This is a genomic window from Prevotella multiformis (assembly GCF_018127985.1).
Lineage (GTDB): Bacteria > Bacteroidota > Bacteroidia > Bacteroidales > Bacteroidaceae > Prevotella > Prevotella multiformis.
The window spans coordinates 612320-631879 of record NZ_CP072358.1; the positions used below are offsets into that span (position 1 = coordinate 612320).

Below are 19560 nucleotides of genomic sequence, written 5' to 3' on the forward strand. Positions count from 1 at the left end.
TTATCTCGGCAATTGCTGACGATCACGGGGGTTGGGGGCAAGCCCCCGCTGGATGGCTTCCGTCGGTATCTGAAGCACTTTCCGGGGGTCGTCTTTTTCCAAGGGGAAGTAATAGGCACTCTTCGACGAACGCTTCACAGCGATGTGGAAGCGGCGTATGTCGAACCAGCGCAGACCCTCCTGATAGAACTCCTTCTGGCGGAAGTCGAGTATCAGCTGCACCATTGCAAGCTGCTTCAAGGTCATCCCGTAGAAGGGGGAATACCGGTTGTACCGATTGCTGTTAGTCGATGTGTACACTGCCCGTTCGACGGACGGCATGAAGCCGAACTTGCCTTGCATGTACTGCAGGTAATCGTCAATGGCATGGTCGTAGTTCCTCAGCATGGCGTAAGCCTCCATCCTGTTGAGGAGCACCTCATCGACGGTGAAGAGCGCATTGGTCACATAGATGCCGCGCGGCTTGGTGCCAGTCTGCTCCGAACCGGCCAGTTCGTCGAACTTAGCCATATACCGTCCCGTGGTGGTGGGAGCCGGTGAGGAGGTGAAGAGGTAAGTACCGACAAAATTCATCTTTGCGTAGTCCCCGCCCCCTTCGATGCCTCTTTTGGCAAAGATGTCATCGACCGTGTTGAACGTAGAGCCATATTTCTCATTCACCACCGAACGGGCCCAGCGCGATTCCGTCGCCGTCAGCAAGAGGTTGGCAGGTTCATCCACGGCCATGTACCGATGGTATAGGTTCTGTGGAGAAAACTCCATCTCATCAGCGTAACGACGCCATGACCGGAGCTGGCGCTTCGGGTCGCTCCCCAAGACATAATCGGCATATTCGATCACATTCCGCCATTCCCCTTTCATGAGATAGAAGCGGGTCGCGAAGGCGTAAGCGGCTTTCTTGTTGAAATGGAACTTAGGGTGTGCATAATAGTCATCCGTCACCAGGGACACACCCAGGCGCAGGTCTTTCTCTATCTTATCGTACACCTCATTCACTGTCCCGCGGCCGTAATCCACCAAGGCATGCTTCTCCGGCTTCGTGATATAGGGTATTCCGGGATTATCCGAAGCCCCGCCATAAGGCTCCGCCCATATATTCACCAGCATGAAATGCAGGTAGGCACGCAACAGGAAAGCCTCTCCGTACAATGCCTTCACACGCTCCGTCTTAGGGTAGCGGCTTAACAGTTCCAATGCCTTGTTGGCCTGCGCAATGCCCTTGTAACACGCATTCCAATAATTGAGAGGCGTATCCAAGTCCTCCTGATCATAGTCTTCCCAGAAGAACATGGCCTCATTCAGTCGTGTATGAACGCCGTTCGCGCGTTCCTCCACATCATCCGTCCTCGGTTCAAGAAAGGGTATGTAGCTTGCTTCGGGATAGGCTCCCATGAGCAGTTCGGCTATCTTCTTTTCCGAGTCGATATCGACATCCAATTCCGAATCGGGACTCTTGTCGAGGAAGTCGTTACAGCCGGCAAACAGAAAGCCGGCGGCCAAAAGCAGCAGTGATATGTATTTCTTCATCTTCGATCAATTAGAAACCAATGTTCAACGTCAGGGTATATTGCTTTGGAGTAGGCAGTGACACACCGCCCGACTTGTAGTACTCCGGATCCTGTCCCTTGAGCTTCTTGTCCGAATAGAGGAGGAAGGGATTGGTCACGTTAAGGCGCAGATCCATCGTCTGCAGCCTCATCTTCTTCAGGAAGTCACCGGGCACATGATAGGCTAAAGAGACATTCTTCATGCGCACGAAACTGCCGTCTGCGACCATCATCTGCGAGTAGTTATAGGTATTGTACGCCCTCTCGATGTTCTCCCTGCCCACTTTTCCGATCAGCTCTTGCGACGGAAGCACCGGGACATCCGTCCTTCTCTCGTCTCCGGGGTTGAGCCAGCGGTTGTAGTAGGACTTTGAAAAGACATTCAGATCACCGAACTCGGGATCGAAAGTGGGGTTCAGCCGGATCTTGTTGCCCGCCTGCATGGTCAGAAAGAACGACAGTTCCCAGTCTTTATACTTGAAGGTATTCGACAGACCCCCTATCACCTGCGGTTCAATAGGGCCATAATACAAGAGGTAAGACTTGGCATACTGCGTGTCGAGGAAGTCTGCCCCGGCATTCTTCGCATACTCCCCCTGATTGGAAGGATAGAGTCCGAAGTCGAAAGTCGGCAGACCGTTCTGGTCCAGCCCCTGGAAGTTAAAGGCGAAGAGAGAGCCCCGCGGATAGCCTACAATGTTCCCCCTGCCTCGTCCGGCGACCATGTCGAAGGCATTCGGGGTGTTCAGCAGGCGTGTGATCTTCTGGTTCATGGCACTCAGGGTGAGGCTCGTCGACCACTGAAAGTCCTTGCTGACAATGTTCTTCGTATGCACTCCGAGTTCCACGCCCTGTGTACGCATATCACCGAAGTTGGCGTACTTGTAGTATTCACCTCCTACTCCCGATGTACGGACGAGGTCGATGAGATCGAATGTATTGCGCTGGTAGACATCCAAGGTCGTGCTGATCCGGTTGTCGAACAAGCCCAGTTCCATGCCGATGTTCAGTTCGTACATCTTCTCCCAGGTCAGGTCTCTGTTCTCCAAGTGGAGGATGCTGAGCTTGTTCTCTCTGTCGCCGAAATGGAACCGATTCGCTATCCCGCTCTTATAGACGGCATTGGCATTGACGGCCTCTTCGTTCATCTTCGCAGTCAGACCGTAACTGGCTCTCAGGGCCAGGCGGGAGACGGTCCGATGATCCTTCAGCCATTCCTCCCGGTCCAAGTTCCACTTTCCTCCGACGTTCCAGGTGGGCAGCCACAGTGCACGCGCGCCTTTTCCCGACGTGTTCGATCCTTCGGTATTGACCACGACATTGAATATGTACTTGCCGGCATACCCATAAGTGCCATTGAAAGAGAAGGTGATCCCGCGGTCATTCCGCTTGTGGTAGCTGAAGTAACTGTTCCCTTCATCAATGAGCTTATTGAATATCAAAGGATTGGTATATACCTGACTGCCACGGTCATATTGTATTCCGTAACCCTGGAAAGGATTGGTTGTGCGGACAGCCGAACGCAGCTCCGTGAAGGCGAAAGCCTTCAGGTCGTGTTCTCCCAGCCGCTTGTCAAAGTCGACGGCGATACGTCCCAGAAAACTCTTCAAGGAGGCTTCTGTCTTGTTGAGGATGCCTCCGTGGGTCAGGCCGATCTTCGGTTGCAGCTGCGGATTGTCCTTGTCGTGTATCAAGTAGATGTTCTCTTTGGCCACAAAGGGGTTCTCGTTCGCACGGAAGGCCTGTATGATGTTCGAGCCTTCACGCACCTCGTGCGTCGTGCTCGTATAGGCCTGCCGCAAGGCCACCAAGCCTTTCAGGGCAAGGTCAGGATTGATTCGACAGGTGGCTTCCGACTGTATCTTGAAGTCCAGGACATTGATGTCCATCTTGTTGTTGGCATACTCGTTGAAGATGTTGAAAGGCGCCCAGTTATTGCGATAATACGCCAGATCGCCTTTTTCATCATAAGGGCTCAAAGTCCTGCTCGTACCCAGAGCATACGAAAACGGGTTGATATCGAAGTCGCGTTCAAACACTCCCAAGGTGTTGTTCTTGCGCTGCGGCATCGTTCCCGGTGCTTTCTGCGACCGGATGTTGCCCTGTGCCGTGATCGTGGCCGTCAGCCGGTCGCTGATATAAAAGGTGTTCTTTACGTTCGCCGTGAAGCGGCTCACCTTGTCGGCTATCGTCCAGCCGGCATCATGATAGAAGCCGAGCGAGGCGTAAGTAGCCGTGCTCTTGCCGCCGCCTGACAGGGTTATCATGTGGTTGGTGGTAGGATTCATCGTGAAGAGGAGGCCGAACCAGTCGGTATTGGCATACTCTCTCTTACGCAGGAAGTCCATCTTCGCCTCGGGCGTATTGGGCAGATAGTAGGTACCTGTCGCCGGATTGACGGTGCTGACAGCCTTGTATAACTGGTAATAGATACCGCTCCGCCGTCCATACAGCGACTGGGTCACGCCGAAATAGCCCTTGTCATTCATCTCCTGATAGAGCGACATGGTCTCCTGTGAGTTCAGCAGGTCGAAGTCCCCGTACCTCGGTTTCAGACGGATGGAGTTCTCCGTGGAATAAGTCACACGCAGGGGCGACTCCCGTCTGCCAGCTTTCGTGGTGATGACGATCACGCCGTTCAGGGCGCGGGCACCGTAGACGGAGGTGGCGGAAGCATCCTTCAGCACCTGGATGTCCTGTATATCGGCGGGATTCAGACCTGATATTGCCGAGGAGATGAGCGTCACGGCATCACCGGAGGCGAGCTGGTCGAGACTGAGGTGCACCAGGTCTTCATACACAGCACCGTCTATCACGTACAGAGGCTGCACGTTTCCGATGATCGAGGCGCCGCCACGGATATTGATGCGAGGGGCCGAACCGAATGTTCCCGATATGCTCTGGATGGACAGACCGGGGACCCGTCCTTCCAGCATCCGCGATACGTCGGCAACGCCTTCCAGCTTGATGTCATCCATCCTGACCGATGTCGCCGCACCGGTATATACCCGGTTGCGGATGTTCTGATAGCCTGTTACGACCACTTCATCGATCTCCCGCGCATCGGCTTTCAGCGTGACGGCCATGTCCTGGCCGTTCACCTTCACCTTCCGGGTCGTCATGCCGATGTAACTCACCTGCAAGGTCTGTCCCTGCGAAGCGTTGATGGCGAAGCGGCCGTCCATGTCGCTCACTGCCTTCTGTTTCGTTTCCATTACCTGTACAAAGGCGCCGATGAGCGTTTCTCCCTGTTCGTTCCTGACCGTTCCAGTGACGGTTCCCGTCGTCTGAGCCGTCAGGGCAACGGCAATGAACAGCAGCAAAAGGGTGAGCAGGGACTTTCGTTTGTTGACAAGTCTGTCTGTTTCTATTATCATGATAGGTCTTTTGATTTTTATATAATACAGGGCTGCATACGAGTCAGAGCTTCAGCAGCAAGCCGCCGTACACGCCTAAGGGATGACCGGCACGCAGTCCTGACGGATGACGGGATACGAGGTATCGTCTGTTCGTCAGATTGATCGCATTCAGCGTAAGCGTGAGATACTTGTTTACACGCCCCTTCAATGACGCATCCAGAATAAGATGATGCGGAATCTTCTCGCTTTCGGCAATGCGCCCCTGTCCTGCCGTTGTGCGCATGTCACCGTTGTACCGTGCCCCGAAATTGGCTTCCAGCCATTCATACTCAAGTCCGATCTGCAAGTTCAAAGCGTGCTTATATATATAAGGTATCTCGTCTCCATAGACGACATGCCCCCAGGCCGAACTGACGAAATCGTTTTTCATCTCCGTATGGGTGTAGGTGTAAGACAGCTGCAAGGGCAGACGGAGGGCGAGATGCTGCGGGACAGGCTGATAATGGAGCATGAACTCCAGTCCATTGACCAGTGCCCTGCCCACGTTGAACTGCTCCAGTGTCCCCTGACCGCCCTGTGCGGCGAGGTCGCTCCCCAACATGTTGGAGTAGTTGTTGTTAAACACGATTGCCTCGGCCTTCATCTTCGCGGTGGTGTACCGCAGTCCGGCCTCGACGTTGACGCTGCTCTCCGCTTTCTGATTCAGCGTGGCACTTGGAGGCGCGAAGCCCTTATGAAGACCGCCGAAAGCCGACAGTGCCGGCAGGAGCCTGACGTTCACTCCAATGCCGGGCAACAGCGCCCTTGCACGGTTGGAAGTCTCGACGCGCACCATTCCCGTCCGGCGGGGATCGGCCTTGGTGTAGTCTCTCTTCAACAGATCGACGTCTTCGTAGCGCATGCCGGCAGTAAGGGTGACGATCCCTTTCGACCACTTCCCCAGCCAGTAACCGGACCAGGCGTGCGCCGTGGTAATGCGGTTGGCATTGCTTCCGGGAAGCCCCGCCCGAAAGAGCCGCATGCGCCCTCCCTGCATGGAATAGCCATCATCCTGCTGAAAACGGTCTTCGCTGTCAGCGTGATAACGCAGTCCGAGCTCGGCAGTGAGGTATCCGTTCCACAGCATCGTGCGGTATTCTCCCTTCGACTGGATGCCTCGCGAGCGGTAGACACGGTGGTTGGCACGCAGCATCAGAGCCTCGCCCATGTAGTCGGCCTGACCGGTCACAATATCAAAATAGGATTTGTTTGTCTCGGGATCGGCCAATACCGCATCAATGGAACGGCGCTCGCCTTTGGTGTTCCCCACCCTTACCTCGTTGAGTTTATACCAGTTACGAAAGAAGTAATTATAGTATAGGTTGGTTGTGATCTTGAGTTTCCTCGGCGACTCTATGACGTAGGTCGCCACCCACTGGGTATGTCTCGTCTTGAGGTTGTCCTTCTGTGCTCCGGCGTAACGAAAATACGGGCGGAGTGCGAAATCGTGTTCGGTCAGACCGAGATAAGTCTCGTCTGAGGTCTCATTGGCGAAGCCGAACTTCAGTTCAAACAGGTGGTTGATTCCTTCCTCATGACGGGTCTGGGCTGCAAACTTGGCTATGATGTCATTGCGTCTGAATCCGGTCCGCTCGTTCGGAACGTCCTTCCGGAATCCATCGGACTGGTAACGCAGATACTCGATAAGGAATCCGGTGTACTTGAAGCGGTTGCCTACGCCGAGGTAGGACTTCAAGGTGTTGTAGCTGCCATAGGATGCGTTCGCCTTCAGGCTGAACTTGGAAGGGATGGGGGTAGACACCATATTGATGGCGCCGCCCGTCGTAAAAGGACCGTATTGCACCTGACTGCTGCCCTTCAGGACCTCAATGGCATACATACGGCCCGCATTCGGGAAGTAATAAGCGGCAGGGGCGGCATAGGGAGCAGGGGCGGCCAGCACGCCGTCCTCCATCAGGGTGATACGCTCACTGCGCTCGGCTTTGGTTCCCCGAAGGCTGATGTTCGGGCGAAGACCATATCCGTCCTCTTCGTAGACATTCACCCCCGGCACGCTCTTGAGCATGCGGTTAATATCGGTGTAACCGAACTTCACAATCTCGGCAGGAGAGATATAATAAGCCGAACCTGTACGGTTACGGGCTTCAAACTTGCTCCCCAGCATCTGGTTGGAGCGTACAATCACTTCGGTCATCCTATGCACCGAGTCCGTCAAGGCACTCTTCCCTGCTGTCTGCAAGCTGTCTTGCGCCTGGGCACACATGCCCATCGGTGTCAGAGCAAACAGCAGCGACAACATCGGTCTTGTATTATAAAACATAATAAAGGTTATCAACCATATAGCAACCCACGCATCGGGTTGAGAATCCGGAGATTCATCTTTTATGACAGCCAAGCATCAGCATGTCACGGCCTGTAGATAAGTTGCTTATATCTTGTTTGTAAATTCTCTGCAAAGGTAATACGTCTTGCCCATTTCCACAATACCTATTTCTAAGTATTTTAAATGGCGCCTTCATTCAAAATGAAGCCGTCATCGTAACTTCCCGCCCTTCCCAAACGCCTCGGAAAAGAGGGGGGGATGTCTCCCCGAATGCAGCCTTTGTTCAATTCAAAATCCACAATTCAGAATCACGATCGCCCTCCCTCTAACGCTCTGCTTGCGGGCAGACGAGGGGATGCGGTCCTGAAAGCGTGTAAGCTCCATGCTGCCTTTATCGGTTCTTCCGTTAAATGTGCAGATGGGAAATGGAATAAAGGCTTATACGCTTGCAGGGCATGGCCGTCCAGAATCAGAGGGTCTTACAAAGGAGGATAGACTACAAGGTAAGATGCAGGAAAGGCAGATTGATACGATGCCTGTCCATCGGCAGGTCTTTCCATCTTCTACAAACGACCCGTTCCCGTATTATCGGCATTTGTAAACTGTTTTCATGCAGTGCAAAGCAGCACATGCCCTTCTGGCTTCTAAAAGAGGCCTGACTGACCTGCAGCAGGTGCTCTTTCGGCGTGTTACCAACGCCCTTTTGAAGCCCAATCAGGCACCTTTTACGAACAGCTTAATAACCGATTGATTCACTGCCGGTTGCAGACCTGCTTTTTGCACGTGTTTTTCATATTTGCAGATGAATTGTTTGAAATTATGTAATGGTTTTTCAAAACCTTTTCTGTATTCGCAACGTATTAAAATGAAAAGGTTTTGTATCGGAGGAGGATAACGGAATGGACAGCTGAAGGTCCCGGCTATGTTTTTATTTAGTGATTAACTTCGGATCTTCCGTTAAAGCCATACGGAAAGCATCCGCGCATTGAACGGAAGAACCCTTTTATTTTCGGCTCTTCAGGAATCTGGAGTGATGAGGTCTGCTCCGTGCGTTGACGACCTTGATGAACCGTCACACAGAGGCAGGGAGTGAACTCCGCCGATGTCAGGTCACTTCAGCAGAGTCATCTTGTGCAGCATGGAATTGTAGAAGTCGGCTGTGACGCACCTGCCCCGCAGGGAACGCACACGCGGCATATTGCGGAAGAAGTCATCCTCCGACCTGTACCAGCCGTAACGGGCTATCTCATGCGCCTGTGCGAGCGTGGCTGCCAGTCTGCCGGCAGCGGACGGGTTGACGGAAGAAAGGTAGCATTTGCCGTCCTTCATCTCCAGTGCCAGTACCAGACAGTCTGCGGGCTGCTGCGCCTCCCGTGCGTGCAGGTCACGGGTGTTGACGGAGACGGTGACGTGTCTTCCAAAACGCCGGTTGATCTTTTCCATCATGCTGCGGAAGATGACACCATGCGGAGAGGTGTCTTTCAGTCCCGTGTAGGCAATGGAATAGTGAATCATCTCATGGATGAGCACATCGTCTGTCTGCTCTTCCGTGAGTTCATAATAAGTTGAGACGGAAAGGGTGTAGTCGTAGTATTTTGTGCGCCCGAGGCTTGTCTTCCGTCTGCATGCCATCTGTCCCAGACGGGTTCTGGCACGCGACCATCTCAGCCGGGGGACAGGAAGCCGTCCGTCGAAGATGAGGGCATTGTATCTGTTGAAGCGTTCAAGCAGGCTTCCTCTCTCCGGCGTTCCGCTTGCATCGGGTCGGGAAGAGGAGTCCTGACGGCATATCTTTGAGAAAGAGAACATCGAGACGGTTCTGTATTTGGGAAGGGTGGTGCTATAGGTGGAACCTGTAGCCCAAGGTTATGGCGAAGGTACTGTTCATCACTTCTTTGTCATCGGGATCGTTCGTGTCGGCAATCTTCGTGACTCCCCACAGATAACGGGCATCCAGCTCTATGTTCTTGTAGTTATAGGAAACTCCTATGGGAATGGCAACGGCATCTTTGTGGAACTCTTTTCTTATGTTCCGGTCATAATCGCCGAACCTGACAGTCCCATTGATTTTCGTTTCCTGTTTCGCTTTCATGTGAGCACTTGCCAGGTGATCCCATTGTACTCCGAGCCTTAAGGCCAGTCCTTTCCACACATGAGCCTGTACGGTTACAGGTACGCTGATGTAACTAAGATGGATTCTGGGACTGGTGAGATAGAAGTAGCCCGGGCTGGTGTCCCGGTCGAAATCAATGTGTGCATTCTTGCCCGTGACGATACGCAGGGTGCTTCCGGCAGGACTGGTATAAATTGTTTCTTGGTCTGGAGTCTGGGTGAAGGTCGTCAGCATGACTGCGTTCTCCCTGGCTCCCTGCATGCTGTAGAAGAGTCCTGCAGAGAGGGAAAAGGTCCGGCTGAGGCTGTATTCGAGATCTGCACCGGCGATGAAGCCGGCTTTGGGACCGTACTGGTCGTGGATGGGACAACAGGCGAAGTCGGAGACCGTCATGCCGATACGTGGTGTCAGGGTCAGTCTGCCCTGACTGTTCTGTGCTGCTGCAGTCCAAGGCATGACAAGTGCCGCTGCAAGATAGACGAGCTTCTTCATTGTTTTGGATGTTGGATAATATCAGTGTATGGACTTCTTGAGAATTTATACAGTCTTTGCTGATGATGCTGCAAAGTTAGAAAATAAAATTGTAAAAGCAAAGGCCGGTATGTGTTTCCCATGGGCAAGGACGTGTTATAAACAACAAAGGCAGGCTTTCCAGCCTGCCTTGATGGGGACTTCTGTCCTTGCCTGATGGAACATCGGGTATGCCTTTTGGCTGATGGAGCAGAGGTCAGCCCTGTATAAGTGTCAATGTATAGAGGTACACCACGGCTGCCGGTATCGCCATGAGCGACGAGTCGAAACGGTCGAGCATGCCGCCGTGTCCCGGCAGGATCTTCCCGCTGTCCTTGATTCCGAGTGTCCGCTTGAAGAGGCTTTCGACGAGGTCGCCCCATGTGCCGAATACCGCCACGACCAGCCCCAGCCCCATCCAGGCGGGGATGCCCAGCAGATGAGGGACAGCCCCCGTATTGGCGAGACAGCCGATGACGGCTGCCACGATGAGTACGAGGATGCCGCCTCCGATGCTTCCCTCCCAGCTCTTCCCAGGGCTGATGCGCGGGAAGAGCTTGTGCCTGCCGAAGAGCGATCCGCTGAGGTAAGCCCCGGTATCATTCGTCCACAGGAAGACGAAGACGCTCAGAGGCAGCAGGAAGTCGAAGGTCGTCTGTCCCAGTCCGTTCTGCTGGAAGGCCAGGACGTTGATCAGTGAGAAGGGCAGGGCGATGTACAGCTGTCCCAGCATGGTGTATGCCCAGCTGTTGACAGGATTCTCGTTCTTCAGGTACAGCTCCGCCACGAACAGGTAGATCAGGGTCAGCACGTAAGGGACGAATACGACGAACCCCTCTGCGGGTGTCAGCCGCAGGACGGCAGTCGACAGGAAGAAGCAGATTCCTGCAATGGTGGAGATGAAACGGTTGACCTTCACCCCTTTGATGCTGTTTGCCAGCCCTGTGTATTCCCACAGGGTCGCTCCCGTGATGAGTGCGAAGAGGGCTATCAGACCGTAAGGGTGCAGGATGCCCAGCACCATGACGACGACGAAGACGATGCCTGTGGCGGCTCTGACCATCAAGTTTTTCTGTTTATCGCTCATAACTGTACGCTAATTTTATAGATCACTGGCTTTGTCGCTTCCTTCCCGTGCCACACGCGCTTCGTGCTCGGCCTGGGCTTTCTTCACCTCCTCCGGCATATCCTCGAGCCGGGGCTGCGCCTTCTCCTGCTGTTCAAGCAGCTCCTGCGTGCGGCTGACCCAGGGCCGTCTGCCGAAGATCCTCTCCACATCCTCCGCCATGATGACCTCCCGGTCGACGAGGAGCTGTGCCAGCTGGTTGTGTCCTTCCCGGTGCTCGGTCAGGATCTGCTTGGCACGCGCATACTGTCCGTTGATCATCTTCAGGACTTCTTCGTCGATGGTCTTGGCCGTCGTGTCAGAGTAAGGCTTCTGGAAGCTGTACTCATCGTTGTTGTAATAGCAGATGTTCGGCAGCCTGTCGCCCATGCCGGCATAGGCGATCATGCCATAGGCGCTCTTCGTCGCCCGCTCGAGGTCGTTCATGGCACCTGTTGAGATATGGCCCGTGAAGAGCTCTTCCGCCGCACGGCCTCCGAGCAGCGAGCACATCTCGTCGAGCATCTGTTCCTTGGTGGTGATGGGGCGTTCTTCCGGCAGATACCATGCCGCACCGAGCGCCTGGCCGCGCGGGACGATACTCACCTTGACCAACGGATCGGCATGCTCGCAGAACCAGCTGATGGTGGCATGGCCGGCTTCGTGGATGGCGATGGTGCGCTTCTCCTCGGCTGTCATCACCTTCGTCTTCTTCTCCAGCCCGCCTACGATACGGTCGACGGCATCGAGGAAGTCCTGCTTCGACACGTCCTTGCTGTCGTGGCGGGCCGCGATGAGGGCCGCCTCATTGCAGACGTTGGCAATGTCGGCGCCCGAGAAGCCCGGCGTCTGGCGTGCGAGGAGATCGATGTCGAGGTTCCTTTCCAGTTTCAGAGGACGCATGTGGACCTGGAAGATCGCCTTGCGCTCGGTGAGGTCGGGCAGATCCACGTGTATTTGCCGGTCGAAGCGTCCGGCACGGAGAAGCGCCTTGTCGAGCATGTCGACACGGTTGGTCGCCGCAAGGACGATGACGCCGGAATTGGTCCCGAAGCCGTCCATCTCGGTCAGGAGGGCGTTGAGGGTATTCTCCCGTTCGTCGTTTCCGCCCATGGCGGGATTCTTGGAGCGGGCACGTCCCACGGCATCGATCTCGTCGATGAAGATAATGCAGGGGGCTTTCTCTTTGGCCTGCCGGAACACGTCGCGCACACGGCTCGCACCGACACCGACGAACATCTCCACGAAGTCGGAGCCGCTCATGGAGAAGAACGGCACCCCCGCCTCGCCGGCGACAGCCTTTGCCAGGAGGGTCTTGCCCGTTCCCGGAGGGCCGATGAGCAGCGCCCCCTTGGGGATCTTGCCGCCCAGGTCGGTATATTTCTTCGGGTTCTTCAGGAACTCGACAATCTCCTGCACCTCCTGCTTGGCCCCCGTCTGTCCGGCTACGTCCTTGAAGGTGATGCCCATCTCATTGGCTTTCTCGTAGAGCTTGGCCTTCGACTTTCCTACATTGAAGACCCCGCCGGCACCGCCGGCACCGCCGCCCATGCGCCGCATGAGGAAGTACCAGATGCCGAAGAACAACAGCCACGGAGCAATGGAGCCGAGGATGTCGAGGAGGGTGTTGCCCGACTTGTTCTCGTAGCTGTAGCTGGCGATCTTCTTCTGTTGCACGGCCTGGTCGAGGAAGCTCTCCACCTTGTCTACCGAACCGATTTCTACGGTCACGTACGGAGCTGTCCCCACCTCCTGCGTCCCCTGCTTGAAGATGTCGCGGATGTGGTCGGGGCTGACGTACATGCGGAGGGTGTTGGTGCTCTTGTTGACAACCACCTTCGTACCATACCCTTTGGCAATGTATTGCTTGAAGGTGGTGTAGTCTCTTTCTACGCCGGCGCTTGCGGACATCAGTCCGTTCCCTCCGGCAAAGAACACCACTCCGAGGGTAATGATGACGAATATGTAGAGCCAGTTCATGTTGAACTTCGGCATATTCGGCTTGTTGTTGGGAGTTGATTTGTCCATTTCTGAGGTCTGAATTTTTGGATATGAAAAGGTCGATTACCGGGTATCAGCATCAGTCTACGTCGGCCAGCCGGGTCAGCCGGGCATCTTCCCAGAGGTGCTCTATGTCGTAGAACGCACGTGTCTCCGGGAGGAAGATGTGGACGATGACATCCACATAGTCGATTGCCACCCACTGGTTGTTGCCAAGTCCCGCGCAGTTGACCGGTTTCTCGCCGGTGGTCTCGCGGACGTAATCGCTCACCGATTCGGCAATGGCTTCTACCTGTTGCGGGGAGTTGCCCTGGCAGATGACGAAACAGCGGCAGATGGTACCGTCGATCGCAGACAGGTCTGCAATAACTATGCCATGTCCTTTTTTGTCCTGGATGCCTTTCGTGATCAGTGCTATCAAATTCTTTGTTTCTTCCATTCAGCTACATTATTACATAGGAACTGCAAAGGTAGCGTAAAACGGATGAAGCACAAAATAAATTTGTTTTATTTTGCAAATCGCAGGAGACTGACATATCGTGGAGTTTCCTGTCAGCATACCGGCACGACGAGGCCTGCCCGCTCTCCGTGTCTTCCATGCGACCTCTTCCGCTTTCTCCTTCAGCACATCCCGCTCTGTCCTTCCGCGGAGAAGACCGTCCCCGTTCCGTCTAAAGCGGGAAAACCGACGGCGGTGATGTCCCCGCCTGCCGTATAAGACTTCAGCCCGCAGGGCTCTTCCGCCCTGTCCGTGCTGCACACGGAGACGAGACGGCAGAACGGTGCGGGCTTTCCGGTCTATGGAGGCCATACGGCGGAGCGCCGTCTGACGGCAGGCGGCATGCCGTGCCGTTACGGCTCACGGTAGCTGTCGAGCTTTGCCAGATAGAGCCTTTTGAAGTCGGACCACCTGTAATAGAACGGCGTGGCGGTGGCCGGCAGCGGCATTGTCGCCTCCTCTTCGTTGAGCAGTGCCTTGACAAGAACGTCGGCATGGGGCCGTCTGGGGTTCCTGTAGAAGACGAGCTGGATATTGGCGGCCATCGGGAAAATGCGCGAGCCTATCCAGCCTTTTGCCTCAAGGCTGTCGACACAGAACACCTGTATGCCGCTGCTGTTGAGGTCGAGCAGGCAGGTCAGCGGCATGACCATTGTCTCGTGCCCGAAGCGGAGCGTGGCGCCGGGACGGGACAGGGCAAGGCACGAATCGGCCGTGGTGATGATGTTGCGCAGCAGGTTCCGCTGCGAGAAAGGCTGTGTGCCGCCGTTCTGGGGCGCACCGCCATAGTGCAGATACCACCAGATGTTGGCACGCTGCCAGAGCCGGTACCGTTCGTCGGGGGTAAAGAGGCTGTACAGCGACAGCGAGTGGCGTATCTCGGAGTTCTGGACGATGCCTGCCAGACTGAAGAGGTCGTGTGCCAGCTGCGGCGCGTCGATGTTCCGGCCGGCATAGGCCGTGTCTGTAAAGAGCCGTGACAGCAGGGGGCGGCAGTCCAGATGCTGCCCGTCCCATTCCTTCATGGTCGTCTTCACCTCGTCATTCTCTTTCTGCCGGGCGAGTTTCTCGTCGGAGAGGTTCATGTAGTACATGTCATGTTCGCTGGCATCGTGGCGGATCTGCAGCCGGGGATTGCAGCGGAGCAGCTCCTGCAGTTCGTTCTCCATGGAGAGGATACAGCGGATGACGACCGTCGAGCGGGCGTCTACCCACACCGGGCCGCTGAAGACGGAGGGGAAACGCTCGTACATCCGCCGTGCGATCCGGCGGTGCTGCTCGGCTCCCAGGGGTGTCAGCTCGCCCCACCTGTCGTACGATTCTGCCAGCATCCGGCGTATCTTCGCAGCCGCATCCCTGCCGGCATCAGTGAGGACACCTGCCGAGTCGGCACGTTCGAGCACCCGCAGGGGGCGGATGTACTGCTCCTTGCGGATGAGGTAGCGGGATCCGTGCCGTCCGTAGTGGGAGATGTAAACCGGGACATAACCTGCCGGAGGCGGCGTGAGCCTGCCGGACGGTGCCGGATAGGCAAGGTAGTTGCTGGCCGAAAGTTCCGGCTGTGCGTCAATCTCCTTTCTGAACGACTGTGCCGAAAGGTACAGCGACGGCAGAAAAGACAGCAGGAACAGTAAAAGCCTCACCCCCAGCCCCTCTCCGAATGGAGAGGGGAGTGGAATGTACTGTCTACTGAGGAAGGACTGGAAGGGGAGTAGAAGCCTCACCCCCGACCCCTCTCCGAATGGAGAGGGGAGTGAAATGTACTGTCTACTGAGGAAGGATATGAAATGGGACATATAGTTTACTGAGGAAGGATTGGAAAGGGAGTAGAAGCCTCACCCCCGACCCCTCTCCGAATGGAGAGGGGAGTGGAATGTACTGTCTACTGTGGAAGGATATGGGATGGGACATACCGTTTATTGGAGAGGGATTTGGAATGAAATGGAATGTTTTCCGAGGAGCGGCAAGAAATGTACCGTTTACCGTGGAAAGGAGCAGCAGGCACGGTGGGGATCGCCGGTGTCCACTCCCCTCTCCATTCGGAGAGGGGCTGGGGGTGAGGCTGTATGCCGTTTATTCATCCTCCTGGAACAGCGGATCCTCGGGCACGACCATCACCGGCTTCTGCTGTGCGGCTTTCAGGATGTCGGCCGGGACATACTTGTTGTCGACCACCAGCCGGAAGGTGTATTCGTTGAACCAGCGGTCGGTCATGATCAGGCAGCCCTGCTGTCCGTAGGCAGCCCCCCAGGAGTTCTCCACCTTCCACTTCTTCGGCTGCCCGTTCTCGTCGAGGTCTACCGCCGTGAGTGTCATGGCATGGGTGGATCCGCTGTCGAAGGTGGCGATGCGGTCGGCCTTGTCCATGGGGAACGTCGTTCCGTAGAGCATGCCGTAGTCATAGTTGTCCACGTCCAGGAAGCCCCGTTTGCGGTCGAGCTGCTTGCCCACGTCATAACTGGTGTACATCTTCGTCGAATCCTTCAGCGAGGCGATTGCCATCCGGGCGATTGCCTCCATCGGGAGGTTGACGTATCTCCAGTTGTGCCCGTCGTAGGTATGCCGGTCGTATTCAATCTCGTAGGTCTTGTAGTAAGGACGGCGCGGGTCGTTCATTGCCATGATGAAAGTCCCGTTGATCGGCCCGCCCACGGTCTCCTTGTAAAACTCCTGCGGCGTATAGGTCTTTGCCTGTCCGATCTGCTTTCCGTTCTTGTCCTTGAAAGCGTAAGTGAAGCTCTTCACCGGCTCGCCTAACGAGAGAGTCAGGATATGGTAGATGCCGGCGAGCATCTCCGTCTTGCGAGCCTTGACGGCGGCCTTCGGCTTCTTCTCTGCCACCATCTTACGCAGTTCCAGACCGTATTCGCGCAATTTCGACGATACGATTTTCGCCATGCGGGAGGTGTTCTCGGCCGAGTAGGTCTCCGGCATCGCCTCCATCGGCACGACACCGTATTTCTCGGCAAGGTCGGACAGACCGCAGAACGTGCCGCCGTCGCTGATGGGATTCTTGAAGAAGAACTGCACACGCGGGTCGTCCAGGGGCTTACCGGCATTGTCGATCACGTTCTGCAGCATCAGGTTCGCCTTCTCCAGCTGGTCGTAGAACGAGAGATACACGTGCGAGTACACCACCTTCAGCGTGTCCTTGTGCTGCCGGGCGAATTTGGAGCGCAGCACGTTCAGGCCGGTGAAGAGCCAGCAGCGTCCCGAGCTCTTCTGGTCCTGTATGCTCTGCTTCGGCGTCTCTACGCTGAAGTAGGTGTCCACCGGCCCGGCATTGCGGAAATTGCGCGCCAGATCGTCAATGGAATTTGTCGCAATGGCGTTTGCCAATGCACGGTCGGCCGCGGTCAGTCCGTTCTTCCGGATCTGCTGCAGCATCTGCCGGTCGATACCGCCCTCCCCCGTCTGTGCCTGGAGCGTGAGTGCAAGTCCCAACAGACCGCCGGCAATCAAGATGTTTCTTTTCATTGTTTTCGTTTTATATTTATAAGGTAAAGGATTGTCATTTTCCATGATGCAGCAGCATACGGCTGGTTTCATGTCCCCAGTGCAAATTTAGATAAAATTCCCGAACTACGGCCCGGCCGGGTGAAGAAAATGCTTTTTCTTTAGAAGAAAGACAGGAGAAAGACGGTGCTGTTTTTCCGACACTTCCGCAGGAACGGCGGAGCGGACAGAAGGTCTCTCCGCTGAACACATGGACCGGGAATGAAGACCGCCCGGCATTCCCTTCCCCGGACGTTCTTTCCCTCCCTGCACCGGATGCGTTTCGGCCGCCGTGTCCGCTGCCGCGCTGTGCGGGGCAGGCTCTCCGCTCTCAGCCTGCCCGGAAGTGTCCTGCCGACAGGTAAAATCCCGCAGAGGCACGGTCCGGCGACCGACGCCGCGAAGCTAAAAGGCCTCACGGTATTTGTTTTCGTCTTTGTCTTCCAGCATGGAAAGATAGCTGTTGTACCGGCTTTCGGCGATATAGTGCTCCTCCACCGCCTTCCGCACGGCACAGCCCGGCTCGTGCGTGTGCGTGCAGTCGGAGAAACGGCAGTCCTTTGAGAACCTGAAGATCTCGCGGAAGTAGCTTGTCAGTTCTTCCCGCTCTACGTCGAATGTCCCGAAGCCTTTTATGCCCGGCGTGTCAATCAGATAGCCGCCTCCCGGCAGTTCCAGCATCTCGCTGAACGTCGTGGTGTGCATCCCCGTATTGTGTGCATCGGAGATGTCTGCCGTGCGGAGGTTCGCATGGGGCAGGAGGGCATTGATGAGCGTCGACTTCCCCACACCGCTGTTGCCGCTCAGCAGCGTGACCTTGCCGTTCAGCAGCGGCTTCAGCTTCTCCACGCTGAAGGCATCGGCAGGGGCAGCGCTCGCCTGCACCTCCACACACGGATAGCCGATGGTCTCGTAGAGGTTCATCACGGCATGCTGATAACGCAGTTCGTCACCCGAAAGCAGGTCATGCTTGTTGAACACCAGCGTCACAGGAATGCGGTAGGCCTCTGCCCCGGCGAGGAAACGGTCGACGAAGACGGTGGAGGTCTCCGGATAGTTCACCGTGACGACTAAAAACGCCTGGTCGATGTTGGCAGCGATGATGTGGCTCTGCTTCGACAGGTTGGGCGACTTGCGGATGATGTAGTTCCGCCGGTCTTCTATCTCCGTGATGAAAGCCGTCCCCTCCCGGTTGGGCGTGATGACGACGTAATCGCCGACCGCCACCGGGTTGGTAGAGCGAATCCCCTTCAGCCGGAAGTTGCCCTTTATCTTGCTGTCTATCGTCTGGCCGTCCTCGGTCTTTACCGTGTACCAGCTTCCTGTGTTCTTGATTACTAAACCGCGCACTGTTTTAAAAGTAAAAGAGTAAAAAGTAAAAAAATAAAAGGGGGAGAGGATAAAAAGGAAAAAGGTAAAAAAGTAAAAAGATAAAAAGGTAAAACGATAAAAGGATAAAGCGGTAAGAAAGTAAGATGGCAAACGGTAAAAGGCAAGAGAAAGGTGGGATAAAAGAGTATGGGGCGTGATTTGATGGATAAACCTTGACAAGGGCAGTCCTCTTTTTCGGACGCTTGCGCCCGCCTCCTTCTTTCTTTTCGACTTTTTACTGTTTACTTTTTTACTTTCTTACTGTTTACCATTTTACGTTCTTACCTTTTTGCTTTTTCATTCAGACGGTCATGATTTCCTTCTGCTTCTCGTCCAGCAGCGCATCCACCTGTTTGATATACTTGTCGTGGATCTTCTGCAGATCGTTTTCAGCATCCTTCTCATTGTCTTCCGAAAGGCCGTCCTTGATGGCCTTCTTCAGCTTGTCCTTGATGTCAGAGCGGACGTTGCGGATCTCCACCTTGGTGCGTTCGCCGATTTTGTTGCACTGCTTCACCAGTTCCCGGCGGCGTTCCTCGGTCGGCTGCGGCAGGTTCAGGCGGATCATCTCACCGTTGTTCTCCGGCGTGATGCCCACATCCGAATCCATGATGGCCTTCTCAATGTCTTTGATGGCCTTCCTGTCCCAAGGCTTGATGGCAATGGTACGCGCATCGGGCACCATGACAGTAGCAACCTGGTTCAAAGGTACTTTTGAACCGTAAGAATCAACCCGCACACCATCGAGGATGGCTACGTTTGCCCTGCCGGCACGGATGCGCTGCAACTCATCACCGAGATACATCGCCGCCATTTCCATGCGCTCGCCGGCATCTTTTAATGTCTGCTTTACGTCTAACATATCAATCGTACTGTTAATTTTATCTGCTACAAAAATAATTATAATTTTGTTTTCATACAACATTTTGCGCTTATTTCTTTGCAAATACCGTTCCGCCGGCCTTTCTTTCCCGCATCCGGCCCGTCCGTCTTTCCAGGAAGCTGCCGGGAAAGAAGAGGCTGCCGGCAGGATCTGCAGCCGTCGTCAGCAACGATTGAAAACAAGTACCTGACCCGTCAACCAAGTCAAAAACAAGACGGAAAGCGGTCGGGCCAAAACATGAAACGGCACGCCCCCGGACATGAGCCGGCAGGGAATCCTGCTCCCGACCGGTCGGGAACAGGATTCCCAATCGGTCGGGAGCAGGATTCCCGACCGGCTGGGAGCAGGATTCCC

At 55.3% G+C, this 19560-nt stretch carries 12 protein-coding genes; all 12 read right to left on the reverse strand.

The annotated features are described in order from the left end of the window. The 12 genes from J4864_RS08775 to frr all read right to left on the reverse strand — a co-directional run bounded on the left by J4864_RS08775 (nt 1) and on the right by frr (nt 19185). Nucleotides 1-1527 (reverse strand): RagB/SusD family nutrient uptake outer membrane protein, encoded by a 1527-nt coding sequence (locus tag J4864_RS08775; RefSeq protein WP_211815336.1) that lies wholly within the window; start codon nt 1525-1527, stop codon nt 1-3. Nucleotides 1528-1537: 10 nt separating this feature from the next. Next, on the reverse strand, nt 1538-4924 hold the full coding sequence (locus tag J4864_RS08780; protein WP_211815337.1) for a SusC/RagA family TonB-linked outer membrane protein: 3387 nt from the start codon (nt 4922-4924) through the stop codon (nt 1538-1540). 43 nt (nt 4925-4967) lie between these two features. Continuing rightward, nucleotides 4968-7226, reverse strand: a complete 2259-nt coding sequence (locus J4864_RS08785) for a TonB-dependent receptor family protein (RefSeq protein WP_211815338.1) — start codon at nt 7224-7226, stop codon at nt 4968-4970. 1113 nt (nt 7227-8339) lie between these two features. Further along, on the reverse strand, nt 8340-9038 hold the full coding sequence (locus J4864_RS08790) for a SprT-like domain-containing protein (protein ID WP_211815339.1): 699 nt from the start codon (nt 9036-9038) through the stop codon (nt 8340-8342). A 31-nt stretch (nt 9039-9069) separates the two neighbouring features. Further along, entirely contained in the window at nt 9070-9834 is a 765-nt protein-coding gene (locus J4864_RS08795) for a porin family protein (RefSeq protein WP_211815340.1), read from the reverse strand. A 235-nt stretch (nt 9835-10069) separates the two neighbouring features. Beyond that, nucleotides 10070-10939, reverse strand: coding sequence for a phosphatidate cytidylyltransferase (locus J4864_RS08800; protein WP_211815341.1), 870 nt, complete (start codon nt 10937-10939; stop codon nt 10070-10072). 15 nt (nt 10940-10954) lie between these two features. After that, complete coding sequence (ftsH, locus tag J4864_RS08805; RefSeq protein WP_211815342.1) at nt 10955-12985, reverse strand: ATP-dependent zinc metalloprotease FtsH; 2031 nt, start codon at nt 12983-12985, stop codon at nt 10955-10957. 52 nt (nt 12986-13037) lie between these two features. Then, nucleotides 13038-13397, reverse strand: coding sequence for a ribosome silencing factor (rsfS, locus tag J4864_RS08810; RefSeq protein WP_007366892.1), 360 nt, complete (start codon nt 13395-13397; stop codon nt 13038-13040). Nucleotides 13398-13810: 413 nt separating this feature from the next. Continuing rightward, the gene (locus J4864_RS08815; RefSeq protein ID WP_246479524.1) at nt 13811-15253 is read right to left on the reverse strand and encodes a histidine-type phosphatase; all 1443 of its coding nucleotides are present in this window, start codon (nt 15251-15253) and stop codon (nt 13811-13813) included. Nucleotides 15254-15530: 277 nt separating this feature from the next. Beyond that, nucleotides 15531-16934, reverse strand: coding sequence for a C1 family peptidase (locus J4864_RS08820; RefSeq protein ID WP_211815343.1), 1404 nt, complete (start codon nt 16932-16934; stop codon nt 15531-15533). Between the two features lie 423 nt (nt 16935-17357). After that, the gene (gene rsgA, locus J4864_RS08825; protein WP_211815344.1) at nt 17358-18302 is read right to left on the reverse strand and encodes a ribosome small subunit-dependent GTPase A; all 945 of its coding nucleotides are present in this window, start codon (nt 18300-18302) and stop codon (nt 17358-17360) included. 322 nt (nt 18303-18624) lie between these two features. Further along, the gene (gene frr, locus J4864_RS08830) at nt 18625-19185 is read right to left on the reverse strand and encodes a ribosome recycling factor (protein ID WP_040554169.1); all 561 of its coding nucleotides are present in this window, start codon (nt 19183-19185) and stop codon (nt 18625-18627) included. Nucleotides 19186-19560: the final 375 nt, after the last annotated feature.